The organism is Chitinophaga niastensis (assembly GCF_003014755.1).
GTDB classification, from domain to species: Bacteria; Bacteroidota; Bacteroidia; order Chitinophagales; family Chitinophagaceae; genus Chitinophaga; species Chitinophaga niastensis.
In genome coordinates this window covers 217869-240074 of sequence record NZ_PYAW01000006.1, presented here as the reverse complement: position 1 = coordinate 240074, position 22206 = coordinate 217869, and the positions used below count along the sequence as shown (strand labels likewise).

The following is a 22206-nucleotide window of genomic DNA, read 5'->3' as shown; positions in this document are numbered from 1 at the left end:
AAAATAGGGCTATTAGCATTGGTGACCAGGGGAGTAAATCGCTAAAAAAGGGGGGTAAAATAATAATATTTTAAGGGGAGTCAGCTAAACTTAATCATCCTTCGGGAGAATATGTGGCAGAACAGATATTAAAAAATATCATAAATAACATTTGCCCATCAGTACGCTACTGATCATCTTTTCGGGAAAATTCCTTATATTCAATTATACCAAATCATTTTGCTATGAAAAGAATAACCATGCTGTTACTGGCGTGCACTCTTTTGTTTGGAACTATAAAAGGTTATGCACAAACACCTGGCAGTACAACACAGCAAACTACAGAAAAGGCTACCAAAGCCGGAAAGAAGAAAAAGAAACAGGCTGAAGATAAAGTTACCAGTACCAAAGATGAAAGCACGGCAGACGTGAAAAAAAAGACAAAAACAAAAGCATCTAAAGTCACAGCTACTACCCCACCCGATGTCCCCCCTGCTGTAACAACAGCAGCCCCAAAAAAGGCAAAAGCAAATGCATCTAAAGCCATAACTACTACTACCCCCCGAACTTACCCCCCCATAATTATAGACGCCACAAAAAAGACGAGAACAAAAAAAGCCAAGGACATCACCAACACGCCTGCCACAACCCCTGCAGCAACTGCGAGTCCAACAACTGTAGCACCCAAGCCTACTACAACTCCAGCTGCTACCACCGTTAAAAAACCGGCTACCGTCAACACACAACCGGCTACCACTGGTGACAACGTGGTGGGTACAGATGCTAAAGGGAGAACCATTTATCAGGGTCCACGGGGCGGGCAATATTACATTAACAAAAACGGCAATAAAACTTATCTGAAGAAGGGAACAAATTAAAAGGTCCCCATAAATACCAGCATCCACCGTTATATTAAGATCTGATAATTCAATGTTGCACCGATCTTCAGATTGGTGCAACATTGCTCTGCTTCTTCGAATAACAAAACTTCGTTTATATATTGCTTACGCATACAGCAATACGTTCCCATCCTCATCTATATAATATAACTTCTCTTTATTCTCAAAAGGTAAAATCCTTAGCGTACGAAAATCATTTTCATCTCTGCACTTTTGCAGGTAGGTGATAATATCTTTCTGCTTCGCCATAACAGACATCCCGGTGAATATTACTTTTTTCCCCTTAATAAAACTTACATCATGCAATACCCAATAGGAATCATATGAAAAAGTAGCCTGCAGCTGATTGGTGTCGAAATCGATTAAAGTATATGGGTTTTTAATTAGTTTTTCAGAAAGTACTATCAATTCATTTCGTTCCTCTGCAGTCAGTGTTATATAAATTAAATCCTTAAATCTATACATGAAAAATTAGTTTGGCCAATCTTAAAATGCAGTAGGTTGTTTTACAAGTTATACTTTATCAGCGCCCAAACGAAAGTCGCACAGCTACTTTTTCCCATTCTAAAGAAAAACCTTTTGATGTGATATTATAAACCAGTTTTTCCTGTATATCCTTCAATGTCTTTGGCTGTACATCTACACGTAACTGATCCATGGATTCATTGTATTTGAAAGCTCCCCATTGTTTAGGTTCCTTATTAAAGATGGCTGTCCATGCCATACCTTCTTTAGGAATAAGAAAAAAACTATACTTTCCGGCTGGTAATAATTTACCCTGCACTTTAATGTCTTTATCTGTTTCAAACGTGGTGGCTTCATTTGCGCCGGCACGCCATACTTTATCATAGGAAACAAGAGCGCCCCATATCTTACGATCCTTTACAGATGGACTACTGTAATTAATGGTGATGTTTGCATGCTTACTTTTTCCGCTGATAGATTCAGCCGGACTTACCCTGGGCTTAGCTTGCCGGGCAAATGCTGTTGCAGACGCAATAATTACTGTAAAAAGCAGCGTTATAGTTAAGGAATTTTTCATACTTTTTAGATGATAATATTAAAATTTTTATGTTGGAACCGGAACAAAGGTAGGTGACTGTTGAGATCTGATGCTGTACAATTTTTCACTAAATCTGTATTTTCAGGGCATAAAAAAAGAGTACTTACACCATCCCTCCGGGATCGAATGCATGATATCTGACCGGTATCATAAAGGCGCAAGACATAATAATTTCTGTCGTGTTCCTCGTATTATTTGTTCTTATGCTGCAACTTTGCCTGCAAATTAGCTTTGAGGTTTAATTCGACTTCTTGTTTTGTTTCTGCTAAAACAAACAGGCTACGGATCTTATAAATGTTATCCAGCGTTGAAAGTTTACGAACATTAAATACCTCATACTCTTCCATATCTGCTACCAATACTTTCAGCAAATAGTCGAACTGACCATTCATTTTATAACACTCCATCACCTCGGGAAAGGTGTTGATCTTCTGCTCAAAGGCAAGCAGTCTGTCGTGTCCATGCTCTTTGAGCGTTACACTGGTATAGGCTACCAGGTTTTTGCCAAGTTTATTTTTATTAAGTACGGCAATATAGCGCATGATATATTGTTCTGCTTCCAGGCGTTTTACTCTTTCAAATACTAAAGTAACAGACTTTCCCAACCGGGAGGCAATCTCCTTGTTTGTTGTGCGTGCATCTTCCTGTAATATGTCCATTATACACATATCAATCTGGTCAGGTATGTAACTCATGTCCGTTTTTTTATCAAAAATAGGGATACTGTCAATGATTTATTGAAAAAAAGACGCTAATAACATCTTTTTTCCGTTTTGTTTTCGCTGTTTGTGCTTACGATGAACATTCCTTTCCTTCATATAATACTTTGCTTTCACAAAAGCAGCTTCCTGGGAAGCTAACACGTAAATGGTGCCGGCCGGCTGTTTACCTACTTTACCACGTTTGGAAAGCGAAAGCATTCCACCAGGTATTTCATTTTTATTCTTTACTTACTAAACTCATTTTATATGAGAGAAAGCATTGTACTTCCATTGGAAGCGGCAGGCATGAAACACATTGCACTTGTGGGCGGCAAATCTGCGTCACTTGGAGAGATGATTACCAACTTATCCAAAGCAGGAGTAGCTGTACCATCAGGTTTTGCCATTACTACAAAGGCTTACTACGACTTCATAAAGGATAGCGGGTTGGAACAGTTTATACGTGAACAGATAGCCACTATCGATTTCAATGATCTTATTACATTACGTCGTGCAGGACAGAAAATAAGACAGGCCGTCAGCAGCACCCGGTTTCCGCAAAACCTGAGTATAGAAATCATTGCTGCTTATAATGCATTATCGCTGAAATATGGCCAGGAACAAACAGATGTAGCTGTAAGGTCATCCGCTACAGCAGAAGACCTTCCCGATGCATCATTTGCCGGGCAGCAGGAAACATTCCTGAATGTAAGAGGTCCGGCTGCATTAATAGATGCAGTAAGAAATTGCTTTGCGTCCTTATTTACAGATCGTGCCATTAGTTACCGCGAGAATTTTGGCTTCGATCATTTTAGTATAGGCTTATCCGTATGTGTGCAAAAGATGGTGCGCTCCGATCTGGGATCTGCCGGGGTGGCCTTTTCACTCGATACCGAATCTGGCTTCAAAGACGTGGTTGTTATAAATGGATCATTCGGACTAGGGGAAATGGTGGTACAAGGTGCTGTTTCTCCTGATGAGTTTATTGTTTTCAAGCCCTGCATGCAACCAGGCTATACACCCATCATAGAAAAGAAACCGGGCATAAAGGACAAGATGATGGTATACGGTGAAAGCAGTGATGAAAGAACCAGGATAATACCTGTTGAAAAAATACACCAACAACAATTTTGCTTAAGCGATACCCAAATCATGCAATTGACAAAATGGGTCATTTGTATTGAAGAATATTACACTGCACAAAAAAGCCGGTGGTGCCCTATGGACGTGGAGTGGGCTCTGGACGGATTAACCAATGAGCTGTTTATAGTACAGGCCCGCCCGGAAACGATCCATTCACGAAAAAACCATACATTGATCACCACGCATACAATGAGTACCACTACAGCTACCAAACAATTGCTAAAAGGCATAGCAGTGGGCGATAAAATTGCTGCCGGGAAGGTAAACATCCTTTTCTCTCTTGATAACCGCCTTACAGAAGGAAATGAATTTAAACCGGGTGACGTGTTGGTAACAGATATGACTGATCCCGACTGGGAGCCTATCATGAAAATGGCTGCGGCGATAGTTACCAATAAGGGTGGGCGCACCTGCCATGCAGCCATTGTTGCACGGGAAATGGGGATCCCCGCTATCGTAGGTTGTGGCGATGCCACCGAAAAATTAAATGTTGGTCAGGAAATTACAGTCAACTGTGCAGAAGGTAGTGAAGGCATTATTTATGAAGGCATACTACCCTTTCAGGAGGAACAATTGGACCTGACAACATTACCCGACATCAACACGCCATTGATGCTGAACGTAGGCTCCCCTTCCATGGCATTCCAGTTTACCCATTTACCCAACAAGGGCGTAGGTCTTGCCAGGGAAGAGTTTATTATCAATAATTACATCAAAGTACACCCGCTTGCCTTACTAAAACACAGGGAACTGAATGATCCTGCTCTCTCGGCAAAGATAGCCGTCCTCATTCATGGACATGCTAATGAAGAAGATTATTTCGTGAGCAAACTAGCCTATGGTATTGGTAAAATTGCGGCTTCCTTTTACCCGGAAAAAGTGATTGTACGCTTTTCTGATTTTAAAAGCAATGAATATTTTAATCTGCTGGGAGGAAAATATTTTGAACCTTCTGAAGAGAATCCAATGTTAGGCTGGAGGGGTGCTTCCAGGTATTATTCAGAACAGTATAAACCAGCGTTTGCGCTTGAGTGTAAGGCCATCAAAAAAGTGAGACAGGAAATGGGATTAAAAAATGTGGTAGTAATGATCCCTTTTTGCAGGACGGTGGAAGAACTACAGCTGGTACTGGCCGTGATGAATGAATATGGCTTAAAGCGTGGTGAAGAGGGACTGGAAGTATACCTGATGGCCGAACTGCCTTCTAATATTATGATGGCCGAAGAATTCTCCGCATTCATAGATGGATTCTCTATTGGCTCCAATGACCTTACTCAGCTTACACTTGGCCTGGACAGGGATTCAGCGCTGGTAGCAAACATCTACGATGAGCGTAATCCTGCAGTCCTCCGTATGATAGCCCACCTGATCAAAGTTGCCAAACAACAAAAAGTAAAAGTGGGCATCTGCGGGCAGGGGCCATCAGACTTTCCTGAGTTCACCAGGTTCCTGGTGGAGCAGGGTATTGATAGTATTTCGGTAACACCGGATGCCGTCATCAAAACTGTCAAAGCAATACACGAGGCTGAGCAAAAAATATTAACCAGCCGTTTATTACCCGCAGAGGCATAATTTAAAGTGCCCTTCATTTAAAAGCTACAAAAGCCATGCTATGCAAGGCTTTTGTAGCTTTTAAATCCGTGTAAAATATTTTTATGAAAATGACCTCAATTGTAAAGTAGCCCGGAATAATTATACGGATTGTCTTGTCCGGATATACTATTATGACCGCGGCCAATATGCCCATAGCACAGCAAAGAAACAAGCAATCAGTGTAACGCTGAATTCCATTCCGTCTGTTCCGCCTCCCACTACAAACCAACCATCAGCGGCATGAATGAGCACAATTCCTGCAGTGAGAATACAGATATGACCAATGCAGCCAGGTACAACCAGCCGGCGGAAAATCAAGGCAAGACTACAGGCAATTTGCATGAGCGTGATAAACCAGGCAAAGGCTAAACCAAAAGGGAGTCCCCAGGAATCCATATCTCTCCCGAACAGCGCGACATGTCCTGTGTATATCCGTTCTATAGGATGCACGATCAGAATGAGGGCTACCACGATGCGGATAATATCCACGCTACGGTTAGATTGGCTGGGAGACGTCTTATACCATTTCTTTAGCATAAACTATTTTTATTTATCTGGTAAGAAAAATTTATGATGATGATCATATCATAAATCTACTTTTTCGATAATAAGAGATATGTGCAGAAATGCTCAATTTAATCAGCTTTCATTCTGAAATAAAGGGGAGATACACCATATACCGCCTTGAATACACGGCAAAAGGCACTGGTATTTTCAAAACCGGACATCCAGGTGATCTCCTGTACGGGTGTCGCGGTATGTTTCAATAATCTGGCGGCATGGGCAAGCCTTATCCGGGTAAGGTATTGATGGGGCGTTGTCCTGAAAACAGCTTTGAACTGCCGGATTAACTGGGGAACGGACAAACAGGCAGTATTACTGATTAAAGACAGGTCCGGCTTGTCCATAAAGGTGGAATGCAGGATGTCTTTGACAATGCATAAACGCTTATAAATTTCTGTTCTTGTATTCACTTTAACTGCACTTACCCGGTCTGTATACACTGTCTCCGTTTTATGTAACCGGATCAAATGATGCAGCAAAAAAACCAGGTGCTCATCCACCATGTTATCATGTCCATATCTATTCAGCATTGTTTGAAGGCTCATCAGTTTCTGCTCCAGGCCGGGATCAGTATCATTCAGCTTCTGAAAAAATTCAAGCGCCTGCCCGTTTGTTTCAAAGGGGTTATCAAGTAATGCTTCTTCACTGTATAAAGCATCCCGGAATACAGCTGTGGCGAAGTCTTTTCTGAAAAAAACAGACAGGACCCTTACTTTCTCAGTAGCATCAATCCTGCAGGAATAGTCCTGATCATCGTTTAAGATCAGGAATTTTCCCGGTCTTACCACCAGCTGTTGATTATCTACACCATACCATTCTTCCCCGCTTAATATCGTTTTAATAGAGAGACAACCTACATGACGGTCACAATGACTCTTACTCGATACCGCATTGAAAATGATATTGTGCTGTTTGAATTTGCTGAAATGCAACGCTTCATCAAACCCCGGACTAGTGTGATCAGGCAAACTTGTAAAGTACATACAGATTTATTTGTGAAGGTTTTCGGGTAACCCCGGGTGCATGCCATAACAAATTCACCTATATAGCACGCAAACATTATAAAACAAAGAGTTCGGATATCTGATAGTCCCTATAATCAAATATAGGCAAAGATTCGCCTATACCCCTATATTTTAATGGAAATCGCCTGCAAATAAAAAGCTGTGGAAATCGAATTTTTCAAACACGGATTGGGAACAATTGACCAACTTTGATAGCTCATGATTATTCATCAATAATAAAAAAATCTTGTTCAATTCAATTTGTAATTGAACAAGATTTTTTTATTACTAGCTTTATCCCCTCCCCGCTCCAATACCTGCTTGCTTTTCCCACTCAGGAACATTCACGCCCTTCACAATGAGCCATAAACAAAAAGACGATTCTGCAATAAAGGCAGGTATCATTATCGTGGGGAATATCAAATCTGCGAATTTTGGGGCAAGAATCATTGCAAAACTATTCGTCAGATAGCTCAAGCCAGCAATTGGCATCAGAATGCCCAGCGCTTTTGGTAAATAGCCTGATCTAAAAATCAAGTACCCCAGGATAAGGCACTCAAAGCCAAAAAATATGAGCCCAAGGCCAAAGCCGTATCCATCTGCCTTGATAGAAAGATACATTAGCGCGTGTAGCTGATGTGGCTCGAATGCCTTCAGGTAATCTCCGCTCTCCAGTAGAAACAATACTGTAAAAAGATTTAACTTGGCGGCCACCAAAACGGCGGTCTGTATCAAACAGAAAAATACCGCAAGCAAAGCAAGGTTTTTGTTTACTGGTCTGAGCAGTACATAAAAGATCAACATTAAAGGAAGATCACACACGTGCGCTATCAGGTCGCCGGCAATGCCAATGCGCCACAGCAACTGAGAAGCCATAATATTATTGGCCGTGGCCGTAGCATCACCTAATACAATAAGCTTATTTCTGACGAATGCCTCACCAAAGATACCGGTGACGATGATAATCAGGTATAGCAAGCCGCCGGTTCTTGCATAAACTTGTGGCGAAATTTTAACATTGTGACCTGTCATTGGGGTTCCATTATATGTGTAAAATGAGGCAAAGAGCGAACAACGCAACCCACCTGATATCTTAGTTTATGCGTATGATACACAGATTTTTTCTTAAAAAAAGCTACTGAAAATAAATATTTAGTGTATACGTGTTGAATAACTGAAGACATGCTATTCGTTTTCCATGATGGACATTGCATCAGAAACCATTGCATATACCAGGATAAACAGCAGCGTTTCGCGGGATTCACTCAATGCAGCATATTCGCAGTGATTATTGGTAAATTTCCGTAAAATAAAATATTCATCTTATGAAAAAGAAACTGTCACGCAAATTAAAACTGGGAAAAATTGTTGTCGCCAATATGGGTAAAACTACGGCAGGTGCTAAGGAACCGACCACCTCTATATTTTGGCTTACAAAAATCGAGTGCTAAAAAACGAGTGTAAATTAAAATTATGAAAGGGTGCCTCAAAAGGGCATCCTTTTTTTTGTATTGTTACGCTGCTATGTGCATGTTTAAGACAACTTCACATTATTTATCCATCATGAGCCAATGTATCGCCTCATCAAACGTCCTGACAGCAGTTTCCATATGAGAAAAATCGGAATAAACCTCACTTTTGATATTGACCTCCCCCTGTCTCTTTGTTGACAACCGCCGGATAAAAGAATTAAATTCTTCAGGCATTTCTATGCTGTTTACCTCGTCCTCATTTTCAAGTCCCCCAACAGTTACATATAATGTCCGGGGCATTGCGATCTGCTTATTTTCGGGCATGTCCGCCAATATTCCAAGCAGGTATTCATTATGATATGATAAAGAAGGACTTGCAGCAACAAAGTTCCTGAATAAATTGTGCTTTTCGATAATCTCCCGCTCCATAGCATATAAAGTAAAATATCCTCCTAATGAATGTCCCATAATGGTACGATTACTGGTGTCCACCCGATAAGTGCTATCGATAAATGGAATGAGTTCTTTTTCAAGAAAATTTAAAAACTTATTCGCGCCCCCACTCACCTTGAAACTATCTGCTGGCAACGCTATCGGATAAGTGTAATCCCTATCTCTCAAAGAATCATTCTGAATAAAATCAGCATATCCAATACCAACCAGGATCGGTTCTACCGGGAATTTATTCTTATCCTTATCACTAATAAAATCACTTACGTGATCAAAATATGCATTGGCATCTAAAAGATAAACTATAGGATAGTGCTTGAACTTGTTTTTAACATAATTCTGCGGAACTTTTATAAAAACAGAGAATGTATCCTGCACAGATGCTGAGAATAAGCGGGCTGCCGGTAGCGTTTCCTTTTCTTCAGCATTGTCCCGGTGCCATTTCTGAACATTGTCTGTTGCCAAAGCTGTCACAAACATGCGATAATGATGTGGTGGAATTCTCCAGTCACCCTGACTTTGGGACCTCGAAAAGCTTTTGGCAGACCCACCTAACTTTACTTCATAAGAAATTGATTCCGCTTTTTTCTCTGAGGGAAGAAACTCTATCGCTACAACAAAGTCGCCTTTTAAGTAAATACCATATTTTTTCAAATCAAACTTTAACCAGCCTTTATTAATCAGATGAGTTTGTATAATACTTTTCTCAAAAATGCTGTTCGTAGGATGCCTGCCGTCAAAACCATAAAAATTGATCCTGAAAACACCACTGTCTTTTCTGGCCGCACCTATGTACAGATTAACTGAAGTTATTTTAGAAAGAGTAGTATCTAGTTTTATTAATTGGGCAATCTCAAAAATATCATTTTGATTTGTGCTCCCATCGATGAAATGAACAAGTGGGTGATACTTTACTATACCAAATTTCTCTTCAACCAATTTTTTACCGGGGACAATAACTGTGTTCAATTGGCTTGTTTTTTCCCTCAATTCAAATTCGTTAACCGCCCCAATATTATTTATCGCGATATTTAACGCTGTATACCCAACCATTGAAAAAGTCAGTGTATCACTTTCATTTTGTTGCGGAATATTAACAGAGAAAGCACCGTCGCTATGCGAAATGGTCCCGATACTTTTATGCCTGATACCTATATTTACGTAAGGAAGTGCTTTTTTACTAACTGCATCAATGGTAGTCCCTTTTATGGTAATCTGACTAAATGCAGCAGAACCTGCAATGAAGACGAGTAAAGTTGTAGTTAACAATCCATACCTGAGCATGAGCGTAATTTTAAAAAGGATAAGGAGGCGTCCTGCAAAGCCCTTGATTAAGAGAGTGTATGTTGTAAATTTTGTGATGCAGGTAAGTGAAATTAACCTTATAGCTGCAAAAAGAAAGTTAAAGTTGTTCAAAATATATTTAATATGAAGTATAATGAAGCACTACTTTATGCTCCCTTTTATAATTAGCATAAAACATTTCTAATTGTGGCATAAATACTGATGAGAAAAAATAAAATAGGTACAATAGCAAGCTATCACAAGACTTATGCACCCCGGCAGCATAGTGCAGTTAAGTAACCTAAAGTATGGACTAAATGGTAAAATGATAAGTCCCACCTTAAAATTCCATTAAAATAAGTAATTTAACCCTACCATTTTGACAGAGGTACGCTGCTTATCGTACTTTCGCGGCTGATTTACACCAGGGGGATCAAACCCTGTTTTTAAAATACCGGATAGTCAGCGTTTGGGCTGGCATATTCCCATACTTACAACCAGCTACATGGATGCGCATCACCATCATTTTAAACGGATCACTACTGCAGGTCTGTTAATTGCCCTCGGAATTATTTATGGCGATATCGGAACTTCGCCACTGTACACATTTCAAACCATCATGAATGATGGTGGTTTTATTGATGAGCACCTGGTATTTGGTGCCATTTCCTGTATCTTCTGGACACTCACGCTGCAAACGACTTTTAAGTACGTAATCATTACCCTCCAGGCCGATAACAAGGGTGAGGGTGGTGTATTTTCACTTTATGCGCTGGTAAGGCGATTTGGTCCTAAGCTCGTATTCCCCGCCATCATAGGCGCAGGTACCTTATTAGCCGACGGGATTATTACGCCCCCTATCACGGTCTCTTCCGCTATAGAAGGGTTAAACATGGTGAAGGGACTGGAAAATGTGATCGTGCCGGGTAACAATCTGGTGGTGGAAATTGTGCTGGTGATCATCTTATTACTCTTTATTTTCCAACGTTTTGGTACCAAAGTAGTTGGTGCCGCATTCGGACCGGTGATGTTTCTGTGGTTTATGATGCTGGGCGTACTGGGTGTCAGCCAGATCATTCACTACCCCTATATTTTCCAGGCACTTAACCCTAAGTATGGTCTTTCATTGCTCACTGAGCACCCTAAAGGGTTCTGGCTGCTCGGTGCGGTATTCCTTTGTACAACCGGTGCCGAAGCTTTGTATTCTGACCTGGGGCATTGTGGTAAAAAGAATATACAGGCAACCTGGATATTTGTAAAAACCACGCTGGTGCTCAATTATCTGGGACAGGGTGCCTGGACACTGGCACAACATAAAAGTACGCTGGGAGGAGCTAATCCGTTTTTCGCAATTGTGCCTCACTGGTTCCTGCTACCTTCTATCCTCATTGCTACCTGCGCGTCCATCATTGCCAGCCAGGCATTGATCAGCGGCTCTTTTACTTTGATCAGTGAAGCCATCAGTCTGAACTTCTGGCCCAAGGTTACAGTGAAATTCCCTACCAACATCCGCGGACAGATCTATATCCCGAGCATTAACTGGATATTGTGTACAGGCTGCTTCCTGGTGGTACTATATTTCCGCACCAGTGAATCAATGACGGCAGCCTATGGCTTTTCCATTACCATTGCCATGTTGATGACAACCATCCTCATGTTCTATTTCCTCCGCTATGTAAAGCATTATCCTTTATGGATCGTGTCATTGATAATGGTATTATTCATTGCTGTTGAATCTTCTTTCTTTGTGGCTAATGCTGTAAAGATCGTAAAACGATTATTCTTCCTGGTGTTTGAAATAGGACTGATTTCTACCATGTACATCTGGTTTAATGCCCGTAAGATCACCAACCGTTTCCTCAGTTTCGTTAACTTAAATAAATATTTAGATAAAATAGAAGCGCTGAGTAATGACACCAGTATTCAAAAGACCACTTCCCACCTGATCTATCTGACAAAAGCCGATCATTCCAACCAGATTGAAAAAAGGGTACTCACCTCTATCTTCCAGCATCATCCCAAGCGGGCAGATATGTACTGGCTGATACATATTGAACGTACCGATGAACCCTTTACAATGGAATACGGGGTGGAAGAAATGAACGATGGTAAGGTGATCCGGATAGACTTTATGCTGGGTTTCCGTGTGCAACCGAGAATAGGCCTGATGTTCAGGAATGTGGTTAAAGATATGGTCCACAATAAGGAATTGGATGCATTAAAACGTTTTCCTGCGCTGGACGCTGAAAATCTGAGTAATTATAAGTTTGTTATTTTTGAAAATGTGTTGTCATACGATAATGAATTTTCAGTACGGGAAGGATTCATCCTCAACAGTTATTTTTCGATCAATAAATTAGCTACCTCGGATAGTAAAGCATTTGGACTGGACAGCAGTCAAATACTGGTAGAAAAAATACCGCTCGTAGTAACACCCAAATCCTGTGACGGTCTTAAACAGGTTTTTTATAAAAAACGGCAGGAATAAACAGATCCCTTCATAACAGCTATTTTCAGGGCAGATGTAATAATGATCAAATGTCTCTGATGCACTTATAGCAACGCCGGCAGATATCTGCCGGCGTTGCTATAAGTGCGAAAGCTATTTTGTACGTTGAAGCCACCCTTTACTGCTATATAACAACAAAGGGTGGCCTGGGAATTAGTAACCTATCGTAAATCTTCTCTGAACAAAAGCAGGTAATTCAGCTTCGTTGATAAGTGCTACAGCGCAGTCTTCAAAACTGATGCGGCTTTTACCTTCCCCATCCAGCACAGGCTGATCACCTCCCAACCGGAAACGTCCTGTACGTTCTCCCGCATAAATCTGTTCAGCAGGGCTAAGATACGTCCATAGCCGGTTTGAAAGCCGGTAGGTATTTAAGGCATCCCGATGCCCACGTACCGCAGCCTCATAGGCTTCAGGAAGACCCAGCTCCCTGAGTGTAGCCCGCAGTTCATCCGATAAATCCGCGCGTGTATATCCTGGCCTCACTTCCAGGCTACCTGCACCACCTACCACAATCAACCTTAATGCAGGATATGATTCCATAGCTTTTAACAGGTTGGTAGCCACGGTGGCATATACTTCCGGATGACGGATAGATTGCGCAATTGTATCGCTCATATCTTTTGAAGCATTGCCAGGCTGATATAAACTGATCAGCACATCAAGTCCTCTCAGGGCTGTCGTAATGGTGTTGGTGTCAAATACGTCCATGTTCTTCCAGCTGACATCACTACCTTTATCTGTTACAGTTGATGTGTTACGGGTGAATGCCGTAACGTTATGCCCGCGGCTAATTGCTTCTGCAAGAACGCGCTGACCGATATTTCCGGTTGCGCCAATGATTCCAATATTCATGTTATCGTGTTTTAAAATTCATACAAAATTCGTAAAGTTTTATGCCACAGCAGGTTGGCATAATTGACAATTTATATGCAAAAACGGACAACCTATCAGCACAAGATGTATATTTGACTTTCCATATTTATTTCACTATGTCAAAGAAGTGTATTCACACTGTTATTTACCTGCCTCCTAATTTCTATTCAGCGATAGCCTCCTCTGTTGCGGAAACACTTTCGGCTATTAATGAGATCTCCGGAAGAAAAATGTTTTCAATAGAATTTGTTTCACAGCACGCCAATGCCGTTTCACGGTCTGGCATTACTTTTCCTACCAGGAAAAAGCCTTCTGAAAAGATGGATCTGCTGATTCTCTTGGCAGGCATCAGTCTGGACACCACAGATATTCCTAAAATATTAACACGGGAAAGCAAATTTGCTGCCCCACTGGTAAATCTGGCCATCAAACAAGGAGCTATCATCGCCGGAACATGCGGGGCAGGGCTACTAATGGCAAAACTCGGCATCCTTAATAACAGGAAAGCAACGATTGCCTGGTGGGCCAAAAATGAAGCAGCCCGTCTTTTTCCCCAGGTTCGCTGGGAGCCCTCCAGAATGGTAATAAAACAGGGAAAAATTTATACTTCGGGAGCCGTTTATGCCGGCATCGATCTGCTGTCAATCATATTGCTTGATATAGGCATGGCCACAGAAGAAAGGCAGGTGAGAAAAGTCATGGCATTACCTCCTGTTCGTCAATTGCAGAGTCCTTATGAAATGCCACTGCCGGAAACAGAAAAAGGTGCTTTTGAAAAACAACTAAAAAAAATACCTCCGGAAGAATTAAATATTGAGATGATAGCCCGCAAACTATGTATTTCACCACGCACCCTGTCAAGGAAGTTTACGAATGAAATGCGCATGAGCCCGGGAAAGTGGATACAGCACAGACGCCTCGAAACCGCAAGAACCTTACTGGAACAAACTACATTAAGCATTGCTGAAATCTGCTACCAGGTAGGTTATCAGGATATTGCCTCATTTTCACGCCTCTTCTCAAAAACAACAGGTATGCCTCCTGGCGCTTTTCGTAAAGAGCTTCAGTCAAATTAAAACGGTAAAATAGCCATGCAAGGGCAGTATGTTTTTTAATCACAAATAGTCTACCTTTACGTGTATAATCCCCTTTTACAAAGGCATTACGAGAAGTTTATCCTGGCAGGCAAATATTTTCGCGAATCACCTGCAGCACATATTCCTGGTTAAATCTTTTTTTATGCGATACAAAGTTTTTATACCCCAATTACTTATTCTTTTATCTATTCTTTTTGCCACTGGTTGTAAGAATGGAGGCAAAGATAAAGTTTACTGTCAGACCTTTATTCAACGGGAGACTATCCATGATAAAAATCATAAGGAACTGTCCACTAAATATAAATTGCTTTGTACTGGCCATTGCCCGGGCAAAGACAGCTGTGAAAAAATTACGATCACTTATAATCCACCATTAAAGAACGGATTAATTAAAAAACAATGGTGCGGTTGCAATGGAGATACAATTCCACAAGCATGCGATGTAGTTTTATACACTTATAATTTTGATGGCAGGATCGTTCAAACGGCAGACTGCACCGCGTTCAACACTTGTCCTGTAGCTACCGATTCCTGTATCCAGCAAAACCGGGATATCGGAACAGATACCATCCGTTCAGCTGATCATAAAGACAGTCTTTATATCTACCATACTCAAATCTCCTGTGAATGCATGAACCGGAAGTAAGACAAGAATAATTAGCGCTGCATTTAATGCTCAATACTATTTCTTTTTGACGGTATTAGTGTTAATATCAAAATGCTTATCCTTAGGCACATCATTTATCGGAATATATTTGGTTACGGTATCTTTCTTTTTTTCATAGACAAATATTTTCACTTTATCAGGGCCACCCGCATCGCAATCTTCAGACCCTTCAATAGATCCGCAGATGAGGTGAATAGTATGGTCGTTGGTGATGACATGGGTCACTGAATCCAGCTTCAAAGAATTATCGATGTTACTTTTCTTCGAATCAGCTTCACAGCAGGCCAGGTATATTTTGGCCACATCCCCGTAAGCCGGATCCTTTAAATGAATTAAAACGGAGTCCACAAAATCAGATTCCTCCCGTGGCCCCTGCACGATCTTTGTCCCTTTCCTTATCCATATTGGCTTAGGATCGTGGTGGTAAAGAAACTGCAATTTTATCCTGGCGCCCTTAGGGCATTTTACTTTTTGAGAATCTATCTCTGCAAATACCGCATGCGTAATCAGGGTATCGTTAAAATTCGGGATAGCAGGGTTTCTATTGGCTTTTACAGCCCAATCGGTATTGACTTTGTTCGAGATGCTGAAGATATCAATACAGATCAGGCAGGTAGCTCCGTCAAAAACTGGTAACACATCTACCACGCTATCTTTCCGGATCAAAGTAGTGGGCGGATTTTTAGTTCCCTGACAACCAAACATGCAAATCAGGCAAAGAAGAAATACAGGCAATTTAAAGGGGTTCATATAACATGTAGTTTAAAGGTTATTATAAAGCCGTTGGGGCCGGCCATGAAATTGCTGAAAGGAAGATAAAATATAATGACGCTTTATTCTTCTAACGTAATCGGGGTGACAGTTGTTCGTACCTGATGCAAAACTAAGATTTCTTTCAATTATCCCGGGATCATTTTGACAATTTTTCAACAGCCAGCTCCAGCGAACCCAGGAAATTGACCTGCCTTCCTTTATTGCTTTCGTAAATAAAATCTTTGATGCTCTTGCCCGGATATTTTGTGAATTCGCCGATGATAACCAGTTGTGCTCTGTAATTGGAGAATTTCTGCAGGATTTCTCCTGCTACACCGGTTTTCAGGTCAAAGAAATCGGGTGTGATATTTTTTTCACGGATAATTATTTTGCTAAAGTCCTGGTAATAGAGGTCAACTATTAATTGAAGCGCTTCTTCCGGATTTTTAATCAGTATTTCTTCTGAAATCACTTCTGCTATTTTGATATCACCGGTCTCGTGTGTTGCTATGTTCATTGTGAGTTAAATAAGGACAAAAATATTATCTGCAAAAATAAAACAAAATCGATCTCCCGGGGAAATAAATTCTTCACTTTCGCGTATGATTAAAATCCAGGAGCAGTGAAATAATGTGTGCGGTCAATTGGTCGGAACGTTTATAAAATGCATATCTTAACTCCATATCCTGAAAACTGTATTTACCAAATAACGGTTTGAAAAGAGAATATCTTGCGGTCAGCGCCAGTTTGTAGCTATTAAAATGGCTCAGGTCATAATCAGAGGTATAAAATGATTCCTGTATATCATGTTGTTTGTACGGTCTGAAATATCGTACAGCCGTTTGCGTATAAAAACGCGCCAGTGGTGATAGGGTAAATGCAGGACTGATCTTTACCGGTGTTTCCACCTGCAGGGTATGTGCGGTAATACCAAAATTATCCCGGTAAAAACGGTAATAGGAGCGGATAATCACGTTGTTACCGGTAAAAACGTTCAGTTGAATACCCAGCGGTATCTTCCACCTTTCACGCGGGAGATTTTCCACTTTCAGTGTATGATCATTATCATTAAAATACACCCGGTGATACGGAGTGGATAATAACCCTCTCTGATATACGAGTTCCGGGAATATAGCCAGTTGCATTCTTTTGTTGATCACCTGGTAAAAAGCGAAGCTGAGATTAAAGGATCGTCTGAGGTATATATCAAACCATTGTTTGTAGCGCAGTTCATCGGGATATATCAACATAAGCGTTTCACCGGATCTCCCGCCCAGGCGCCCCCAGCGCAGATCGTCGAAGAAACATTGCAGAGAAGCGCTGATTTCCCTTGTGCGGGTAATATTGACATGCGAGATGGATATGCCTAATGGTAGCGACAGATAGGCGGATTCTATAGAAAAACCGGTATTGATCCCGGCGCGGATACGGCTTCTTTTCAGCAGGCGGCTGTAACCCAGGTTCATATATATCCTGCTGTCTACCCGGGAGGCAGAAGATAAAACAAAATCTATCCTGTCTTTAGAGGCAGAAGTGATCACATCTACTCCTGCATTGAATTGTATAGCATCAAGAGAATCACGTTGATGCGTGATCGTGAAGCCGGGCGCATATACCTGTAATGCCTCCGTACCGATGCCTCCGGTAACGGCAGAGTGATTACCATCCTGTGTATAGTAAGAGAACAATACCTGGATATCTGTTTTTGAGAGCCGTTGCTTTTTATACACCGTGCTATCATCCGTTTTTTGTCCGCATGCCGATAAATAGGCTGCTATTAGGCTGGTTGCAATAAATCTCCTTTTCACCTTTTTTAGTTTACCGGTTTAGTTACAACCACATCCGCCGCTGCCTTTCCCGTTACCTCCGCCACTGGCCCCTTCGCGATAAGTATGTACGCTCTCATCAAATTTTTCAATATCTGCTTTTCCCAGTTTCATATTTGCATCATTGAGGTATATCCGCTGGTAAGGCTTTACAGTAGCGCATGCGGCAAGCAGGGAGGTTACGGCAATGCATACGCAGAAAGCAGGTATACGGTTGATATTATGCTTTGGCATGAATGTGAATTTTTTCTGATTGAAAAATTTGATTCTTTTCATCAATGATGATACAATGCACATCCGGCAACTGGTTGATCAGGTCCAGTCCTACCTCTTTTCCCATCACAGTAACTGCAGTAGCCAATGCATCCGACAATTCCGCGCTGGAGCTGATCACTGTAACGCTTTTGATATAGGGCACCGGTAATCCTTTCCGGGGGTCAATGTTATGCGAATAACGTATCCCTTTCCACTCAAAATATTGTTCATAATTACCTGAAGTAGCTACTGATGCATTTTCTACCGGCAGCCATAATAGTATTTGGGAAATATCATCCGGATGGGCAATGCCTATTTTCCAGGGAGTGCCGTCAGGCTGAGTACCCCAGGCGGTAAGGTCCCCGCTGGCATTGATCACGCCACTGCCGGCACCTTTTGCTTTCCATAACACCTTTACACGATCGGCCGCATACCCTTTACCAATGGCGCCAAAGCCGATATGCATCCTTTTCTGCTGCAGGTACACGTAATTGTTTTCCAGTAATGCAATATGCCGGTACCCGGTTTGCTGCAAGGTAGCGGCAAGGGTGGCGGAATCCGGCATCCGGAAATTTTGTTGTTTGAAGTTATAAAGCCGTTTTAATGCCCCGGCGGAAATATCAAAGGCGCCCTGTGTTAGCCGGGAGAGTTTTATACAACGCTGTATCAGCTGATACACTTCGGTGGCTACCTGTACCGGCGCTATACCCGCATGCTGATTTAACTGCGCCGTTTGAGAGTCATCGCTGAATTCTGTCAGCAGTGTTTCGATACGCCGTATTTCTGTAATACCTTCGTTTAACCGTTCCCGTAATACTTCCTCATTTTCACCCACTGCTATGAGCTCAAATTCAGAACCCATCAAACGTGTATTGATTTTACTGCTGTGCATATGTGCTATTTTAGGAGCGCGCTCACGGCTGTAATAAATGCTGCTGGTGTTTGTTGATCAAAAGGTACTTTCGCTATCAGCTTTTTTTCCGGACTTAATAATACTACCTGTGGAAACTCGCCATCGGGGTTGAATTGTTCTGCAAGAACATCATATTGTGAGCGAAGTGGCTCCGGTATCTTTTTGTGTTGTGGGAAATCTGCTTCCAGCAATACCAGGTATTCACTGGCAAAATGTTGAAAAGTGCTGTCGGAAAGTATCTTTTTATGAAATCGTATACAGGGAATACACCAGTCGGAACCGGAGAATATCAGTAGTATTTTCTTTCCCGTTTGCTGCGCCTGATCAAAGGCAATAACGGGATTATTGATTACCTGTGCATGGACAGGTTCACAAGACAATACTACGCATGCTAACATTAACAGTATATATCTGTACATGTTTTAATGGATTATTGTTAGCATGGTTACCTGGCAAAAGTAAGGAATAGTTTTGCGAAAATGAGTTTTTCATCTTTCGGGTTCAATTGTAAGCATCGCTGTTATGAGCCTTATTCAGACATGTTCAGGTGAATAATAACTGGTTAAACATCTGTTAAGAATATTTTAAAGGAGTAGGGGTTTTTCCGATTTCTGCGTTTTGATGATAAGAAGGCAATATTTAGCCAGGTAGCATGGCTAAATATAAATACATAAAGCGGAGGCTGTTAACATCAGGTTGCTTTCTCCTCAAAACCTTACTAAGAAGCTGTACTATGTCTAATTTCTGTGCTGGAAAAAACCTAAAGATTATATTGCTGACAACTTTTTTGCTCTTCACCATTTCATTTGGATGTAAAAAACAAAGCTATGGCAATGCAGATAATTTTTATAAAGATGACATCCCCTTTACTGATCTGATTAACGGTCATGACTGGCAACATTTTTCAGGAGCTACCGTAAAGCCCGAAGGCATCCTTATTCAGGCTTTAAACAGGGGTATTGTCCCTAAAATAAGGGTTCCCGGCGAAACTGCCATTGAACAGGAAAAGGAACCACTAACAAAAAATCCCCCTTATAATCTTCAGGGCCCCTATTTAAAGGTGCAGGGTGATTTTTTACTGGTCGCTACCGTTACTCCGCCATCAGAAAAAGGAGCGCTTATTTATTTTTGCGGTCAACTCCCGGATATATATGACGAATGGAAACAGGAAGGTAAATCAATTGCTATCGGCATAAAAAACCAATTACTTCAGCTGATCATCCATGACGGTACCTCCATCATACCTAAAACAGCAGCCTTTATTGGTAGTTTACAAAATGTACAACTTGCCATAAAAAGAAGTGGCAATAAAATTGAATGGTATGTCAACAATATTTTTGCCGGTAATTTCGAAGATACCTATAACATTTTTGGGGAAGGGAAAATATATTTTGGTGCGGAGGCTGAAGCAGGCAGCAGTTTCCTGCTCAATGCACTGGTAGTAAAGCCTGTTAACTTATTAAGTAAAGTAGAAGTAGTAGATAATAAAATCTGTACAATATCTGCGTTGTCCAATACGCTTCGTTCTACTGCCAATCTACTGCCAAGACCCATACACATAGGTACCGCAGTTGCTGTAAACCCGCTGATGACTGACACCCTTTATGCCAGAACAGTGGCCAGCCAATATAGCATGGTGACACCGGAAAATGATATGAAATTTCAGTTCATTCATCCGCAACCCAATATCTACGCCTTTGCAGAAGCAGATGCTATAGTAGATTTTGCCAGGCAAAATAAAATAGCGGTGCATGGACATACACTTGCCTGGCATGAGGCAATACCTCAATGGGTAAGTGCCATGGAAAATGATCCGGCGAAAATAACAGCAATATTCAGAGATCATATAATAACAGTAACCTCACACTACAAAGGAAAGATTACAGAATGGGATGTTGTAAATGAACCTGTCCGTGATTTAAACATGGATGAAAATGCAGGCCTCAGAGGCTCTTCTCCATGGTTTAAGGCTATGGGAGAAGAATACATAGATATTGCCTTTAACCTGGTGCATAACATCGATCCTGCTGCAAAACTCTATATCAATGAGTATGGCGTAGAAGAACTGGATGAAACTGATCCTGATAATAAATGCAATGTTTTATATCGATTGGTAAAAAGATTACAAAAACGCCATGTTCCTATACATGGTATCGCTTTTCAGGTGCATGAAGATATGGGAAAAGGTAAAACACCTGTAACTCCTGACGCACTGGCGCGCACCATGAAAAAATTCACTGACTTAGGACTGGAAGTACGGGTATCTGAAATGGATGTTAGCCTCCATGGAACGGAAACAGCGCCGTTATTATCCAGGCAGGCGGCGTATTATAAAGCCATTCTTGCTGTTTGTATGGCCAACCCGAAATGTTCAGGTTTCAGTACATGGGGCTTCACCGATCGATACTCCTCGCTGGGGTGGCGCGATAATGAAACCGGAAAAGTAAACTACGGAAATGGATTACCATTCGATGAAAGATCGCAGCCTAAAGAAGCATATTATGCCCTGCTCTCTCAATTAAAAGGATCCCGGTAGGTCATTGCAACCATAATATTATAAAAATACACTGCTTGCGCAAAAACACGCTATACGAACAATTTCACATCATCTTTGAACAGCATTACAATCCGCTTTGTAATTATGCCTTAACGTTCGTGAAATCAGAACAGGCCAGTGAGGACATTGTACAGGAAGTTTTCATGAAGATATGGGAAAACGGGGAAAATATAATCCGCGCAGATGGCATCAGGTATTACTTGTTTACCGCCGTACGCAACAACAGTCTTACCTATTTACGGAAAGCAGGCAAACATCCGGTTGTTGCGCTCACTGACGAGGACGTAGTGGAAGAACAGCTCCTGTTTTCCGGGGAAGTGATCAAAGAGGTGGATTACAGGGCTGCATTAAACAATGCTATCAGCACCCTGCCGCCAAAATGCAGGGATGTTTTTATCATGAGCCGTGTAAGTAAGCTCAGCTACCAGCAAATAGCCACCAGTCAGGGAATATCCATTAAAACGGTAGAAAATCAAATAGGTAAGGCACTTAAAATGCTGCGCGCATTCGCTAAAAGCATTCATTTTTGGATGTTACTGGAAATTTTTGCTCTTATAAACTGGTAGAATAGAGGTGATTCCTCTTTTCTGCGTTATTCAAA

23 protein-coding genes are annotated in these 22206 nt (G+C 41.4%); 8 read left to right on the top strand and 15 right to left on the bottom strand.

Going from position 1 to position 22206, the window contains the following annotated elements:
• Positions 1–224: 224 nt before the first annotated feature.
• Positions 225–857, top strand: coding sequence for a hypothetical protein (locus CLV51_RS23730; RefSeq protein WP_106530586.1), 633 nt, complete (start codon positions 225–227; stop codon positions 855–857).
• Positions 858–983: 126 nt separating this feature from the next.
• On the opposite strand, the gene CLV51_RS23725 is transcribed toward CLV51_RS23730, so the two are convergent.
• The 4 genes from CLV51_RS23725 to CLV51_RS23710 form a co-directional block, all read right to left on the bottom strand.
• Positions 984–1343: a hypothetical protein gene (locus CLV51_RS23725; protein WP_106530585.1), complete on the bottom strand. Its 360-nt coding sequence runs from the start codon at positions 1341–1343 to the stop codon at positions 984–986.
• A 58-nt stretch (positions 1344–1401) separates the two neighbouring features.
• Positions 1402–1920, bottom strand: a complete 519-nt coding sequence (locus tag CLV51_RS23720) for a DUF2911 domain-containing protein (RefSeq protein WP_106530584.1) — start codon at positions 1918–1920, stop codon at positions 1402–1404.
• Positions 1921–2132: 212 nt separating this feature from the next.
• Positions 2133–2636, bottom strand: coding sequence for an Lrp/AsnC family transcriptional regulator (locus CLV51_RS23715; RefSeq protein ID WP_106530583.1), 504 nt, complete (start codon positions 2634–2636; stop codon positions 2133–2135).
• 39 nt (positions 2637–2675) lie between these two features.
• Positions 2676–2861 carry a hypothetical protein gene (locus CLV51_RS23710; RefSeq protein WP_106530582.1) on the bottom strand — a complete coding sequence of 62 codons (186 nt, stop codon included), beginning with the start codon at positions 2859–2861 and terminating at the stop codon, positions 2676–2678.
• Positions 2862–2909: 48 nt separating this feature from the next.
• Here CLV51_RS23710 and ppsA point away from each other — a divergent pair, with 48 nt between their 5' ends.
• Complete coding sequence (gene ppsA, locus CLV51_RS23705; protein WP_106530581.1) at positions 2910–5357, top strand: phosphoenolpyruvate synthase; 2448 nt, start codon at positions 2910–2912, stop codon at positions 5355–5357.
• A 150-nt stretch (positions 5358–5507) separates the two neighbouring features.
• Here the strand turns inward: ppsA and CLV51_RS23700 are convergent, their stop codons facing one another.
• The 3 genes from CLV51_RS23700 to CLV51_RS23690 form a co-directional block, all read right to left on the bottom strand.
• On the bottom strand, positions 5508–5915 hold the full coding sequence (locus CLV51_RS23700) for a DoxX family protein (RefSeq protein ID WP_106530580.1): 408 nt from the start codon (positions 5913–5915) through the stop codon (positions 5508–5510).
• A gap of 98 nt (positions 5916–6013) precedes the next feature.
• Positions 6014–6925, bottom strand: coding sequence for a helix-turn-helix transcriptional regulator (locus tag CLV51_RS23695; RefSeq protein ID WP_106530579.1), 912 nt, complete (start codon positions 6923–6925; stop codon positions 6014–6016).
• Positions 6926–7240: 315 nt separating this feature from the next.
• The gene (locus CLV51_RS23690) at positions 7241–7978 is read right to left on the bottom strand and encodes a DUF4386 domain-containing protein (RefSeq protein ID WP_106530578.1); all 738 of its coding nucleotides are present in this window, start codon (positions 7976–7978) and stop codon (positions 7241–7243) included.
• A 293-nt stretch (positions 7979–8271) separates the two neighbouring features.
• Between CLV51_RS23690 and CLV51_RS29820 the strand changes: the two genes are divergently transcribed.
• Positions 8272–8397 (top strand): hypothetical protein, encoded by a 126-nt coding sequence (locus tag CLV51_RS29820; protein WP_281261536.1) that lies wholly within the window; start codon positions 8272–8274, stop codon positions 8395–8397.
• A 99-nt stretch (positions 8398–8496) separates the two neighbouring features.
• On the opposite strand, the gene CLV51_RS23685 is transcribed toward CLV51_RS29820, so the two are convergent.
• The gene (locus tag CLV51_RS23685; RefSeq protein WP_106530577.1) at positions 8497–10152 is read right to left on the bottom strand and encodes an alpha/beta hydrolase-fold protein; all 1656 of its coding nucleotides are present in this window, start codon (positions 10150–10152) and stop codon (positions 8497–8499) included.
• A 469-nt stretch (positions 10153–10621) separates the two neighbouring features.
• Here CLV51_RS23685 and CLV51_RS23680 point away from each other — a divergent pair, with 469 nt between their 5' ends.
• Positions 10622–12640: a KUP/HAK/KT family potassium transporter gene (locus tag CLV51_RS23680; protein WP_342748480.1), complete on the top strand. Its 2019-nt coding sequence runs from the start codon at positions 10622–10624 to the stop codon at positions 12638–12640.
• A gap of 174 nt (positions 12641–12814) precedes the next feature.
• On the opposite strand, the gene CLV51_RS23675 is transcribed toward CLV51_RS23680, so the two are convergent.
• Complete coding sequence (locus CLV51_RS23675; RefSeq protein WP_106530576.1) at positions 12815–13516, bottom strand: NAD(P)-dependent oxidoreductase; 702 nt, start codon at positions 13514–13516, stop codon at positions 12815–12817.
• 137 nt (positions 13517–13653) lie between these two features.
• Between CLV51_RS23675 and CLV51_RS23670 the strand changes: the two genes are divergently transcribed.
• Together CLV51_RS23670 and CLV51_RS23665 are read left to right on the top strand one after the other, a co-directional pair.
• The gene (locus tag CLV51_RS23670; protein ID WP_158267132.1) at positions 13654–14613 is read left to right on the top strand and encodes a GlxA family transcriptional regulator; all 960 of its coding nucleotides are present in this window, start codon (positions 13654–13656) and stop codon (positions 14611–14613) included.
• A gap of 163 nt (positions 14614–14776) precedes the next feature.
• Positions 14777–15280, top strand: coding sequence for a hypothetical protein (locus tag CLV51_RS23665; RefSeq protein WP_106530574.1), 504 nt, complete (start codon positions 14777–14779; stop codon positions 15278–15280).
• Between the two features lie 36 nt (positions 15281–15316).
• Here the strand turns inward: CLV51_RS23665 and CLV51_RS23660 are convergent, their stop codons facing one another.
• From CLV51_RS23660 to CLV51_RS23635, 6 genes are all read right to left on the bottom strand, one after another.
• Positions 15317–16051 (bottom strand): hypothetical protein, encoded by a 735-nt coding sequence (locus CLV51_RS23660; RefSeq protein WP_146151367.1) that lies wholly within the window; start codon positions 16049–16051, stop codon positions 15317–15319.
• A 160-nt stretch (positions 16052–16211) separates the two neighbouring features.
• On the bottom strand, positions 16212–16571 hold the full coding sequence (locus CLV51_RS23655; RefSeq protein WP_106530572.1) for a DUF4180 domain-containing protein: 360 nt from the start codon (positions 16569–16571) through the stop codon (positions 16212–16214).
• Between the two features lie 73 nt (positions 16572–16644).
• On the bottom strand, positions 16645–17862 hold the full coding sequence (locus tag CLV51_RS23650; protein WP_106530571.1) for a DUF3570 domain-containing protein: 1218 nt from the start codon (positions 17860–17862) through the stop codon (positions 16645–16647).
• Between the two features lie 18 nt (positions 17863–17880).
• Positions 17881–18114, bottom strand: a complete 234-nt coding sequence (locus tag CLV51_RS23645; protein WP_106530570.1) for a DUF4266 domain-containing protein — start codon at positions 18112–18114, stop codon at positions 17881–17883.
• A complete protein-coding gene (locus CLV51_RS23640; protein ID WP_106530569.1) occupies positions 18101–19027 on the bottom strand; it encodes an FAD:protein FMN transferase in 927 nt (308 codons plus the stop codon). Before CLV51_RS23640 ends, CLV51_RS23645 begins: the two co-directional genes overlap by 14 nt.
• 5 nt (positions 19028–19032) lie before the next feature.
• Positions 19033–19467, bottom strand: coding sequence for a thioredoxin family protein (locus CLV51_RS23635; protein WP_106530568.1), 435 nt, complete (start codon positions 19465–19467; stop codon positions 19033–19035).
• Positions 19468–19820: 353 nt separating this feature from the next.
• Here CLV51_RS23635 and CLV51_RS23630 point away from each other — a divergent pair, with 353 nt between their 5' ends.
• Entirely contained in the window at positions 19821–21584 is a 1764-nt protein-coding gene (locus CLV51_RS23630; RefSeq protein ID WP_158267131.1) for an endo-1,4-beta-xylanase, read from the top strand.
• Between the two features lie 35 nt (positions 21585–21619).
• Positions 21620–22171 carry an RNA polymerase sigma-70 factor gene (locus CLV51_RS23625; RefSeq protein WP_158267130.1) on the top strand — a complete coding sequence of 184 codons (552 nt, stop codon included), beginning with the start codon at positions 21620–21622 and terminating at the stop codon, positions 22169–22171.
• Positions 22172–22206 lie beyond the last annotated feature (35 nt).

Coding starts and splice junctions, on each gene's coding strand:
- CLV51_RS23645 (WP_106530570.1), bottom strand. CDS start 18,114: ATGCCAAAGCATAATATCAACCGTATACCTGCTTTCTGCGTATGCATT.
- CLV51_RS23730 (WP_106530586.1), top strand. CDS start 225: ATGAAAAGAATAACCATGCTGTTACTGGCGTGCACTCTTTTGTTTGGA.
- CLV51_RS23665 (WP_106530574.1), top strand. CDS start 14,777: ATGCGATACAAAGTTTTTATACCCCAATTACTTATTCTTTTATCTATT.
- CLV51_RS23715 (WP_106530583.1), bottom strand. CDS start 2,636: ATGAGTTACATACCTGACCAGATTGATATGTGTATAATGGACATATTA.
- CLV51_RS23660 (WP_146151367.1), bottom strand. CDS start 16,051: ATGAACCCCTTTAAATTGCCTGTATTTCTTCTTTGCCTGATTTGCATG.
- CLV51_RS23640 (WP_106530569.1), bottom strand. CDS start 19,027: ATGCACAGCAGTAAAATCAATACACGTTTGATGGGTTCTGAATTTGAG.
- CLV51_RS23710 (WP_106530582.1), bottom strand. CDS start 2,861: ATGCTTTCGCTTTCCAAACGTGGTAAAGTAGGTAAACAGCCGGCCGGC.
- CLV51_RS23690 (WP_106530578.1), bottom strand. CDS start 7,978: ATGACAGGTCACAATGTTAAAATTTCGCCACAAGTTTATGCAAGAACC.
- CLV51_RS23725 (WP_106530585.1), bottom strand. CDS start 1,343: ATGTATAGATTTAAGGATTTAATTTATATAACACTGACTGCAGAGGAA.
- CLV51_RS23635 (WP_106530568.1), bottom strand. CDS start 19,467: ATGTACAGATATATACTGTTAATGTTAGCATGCGTAGTATTGTCTTGT.
- CLV51_RS23700 (WP_106530580.1), bottom strand. CDS start 5,915: ATGCTAAAGAAATGGTATAAGACGTCTCCCAGCCAATCTAACCGTAGC.
- CLV51_RS29820 (WP_281261536.1), top strand. CDS start 8,272: ATGAAAAAGAAACTGTCACGCAAATTAAAACTGGGAAAAATTGTTGTC.
- CLV51_RS23695 (WP_106530579.1), bottom strand. CDS start 6,925: ATGTACTTTACAAGTTTGCCTGATCACACTAGTCCGGGGTTTGATGAA.
- ppsA (WP_106530581.1), top strand. CDS start 2,910: ATGAGAGAAAGCATTGTACTTCCATTGGAAGCGGCAGGCATGAAACAC.
- CLV51_RS23675 (WP_106530576.1), bottom strand. CDS start 13,516: ATGAATATTGGAATCATTGGCGCAACCGGAAATATCGGTCAGCGCGTT.
- CLV51_RS23720 (WP_106530584.1), bottom strand. CDS start 1,920: ATGAAAAATTCCTTAACTATAACGCTGCTTTTTACAGTAATTATTGCG.
- CLV51_RS23655 (WP_106530572.1), bottom strand. CDS start 16,571: ATGAACATAGCAACACACGAGACCGGTGATATCAAAATAGCAGAAGTG.
- CLV51_RS23670 (WP_158267132.1), top strand. CDS start 13,654: ATGTCAAAGAAGTGTATTCACACTGTTATTTACCTGCCTCCTAATTTC.
- CLV51_RS23685 (WP_106530577.1), bottom strand. CDS start 10,152: ATGCTCAGGTATGGATTGTTAACTACAACTTTACTCGTCTTCATTGCA.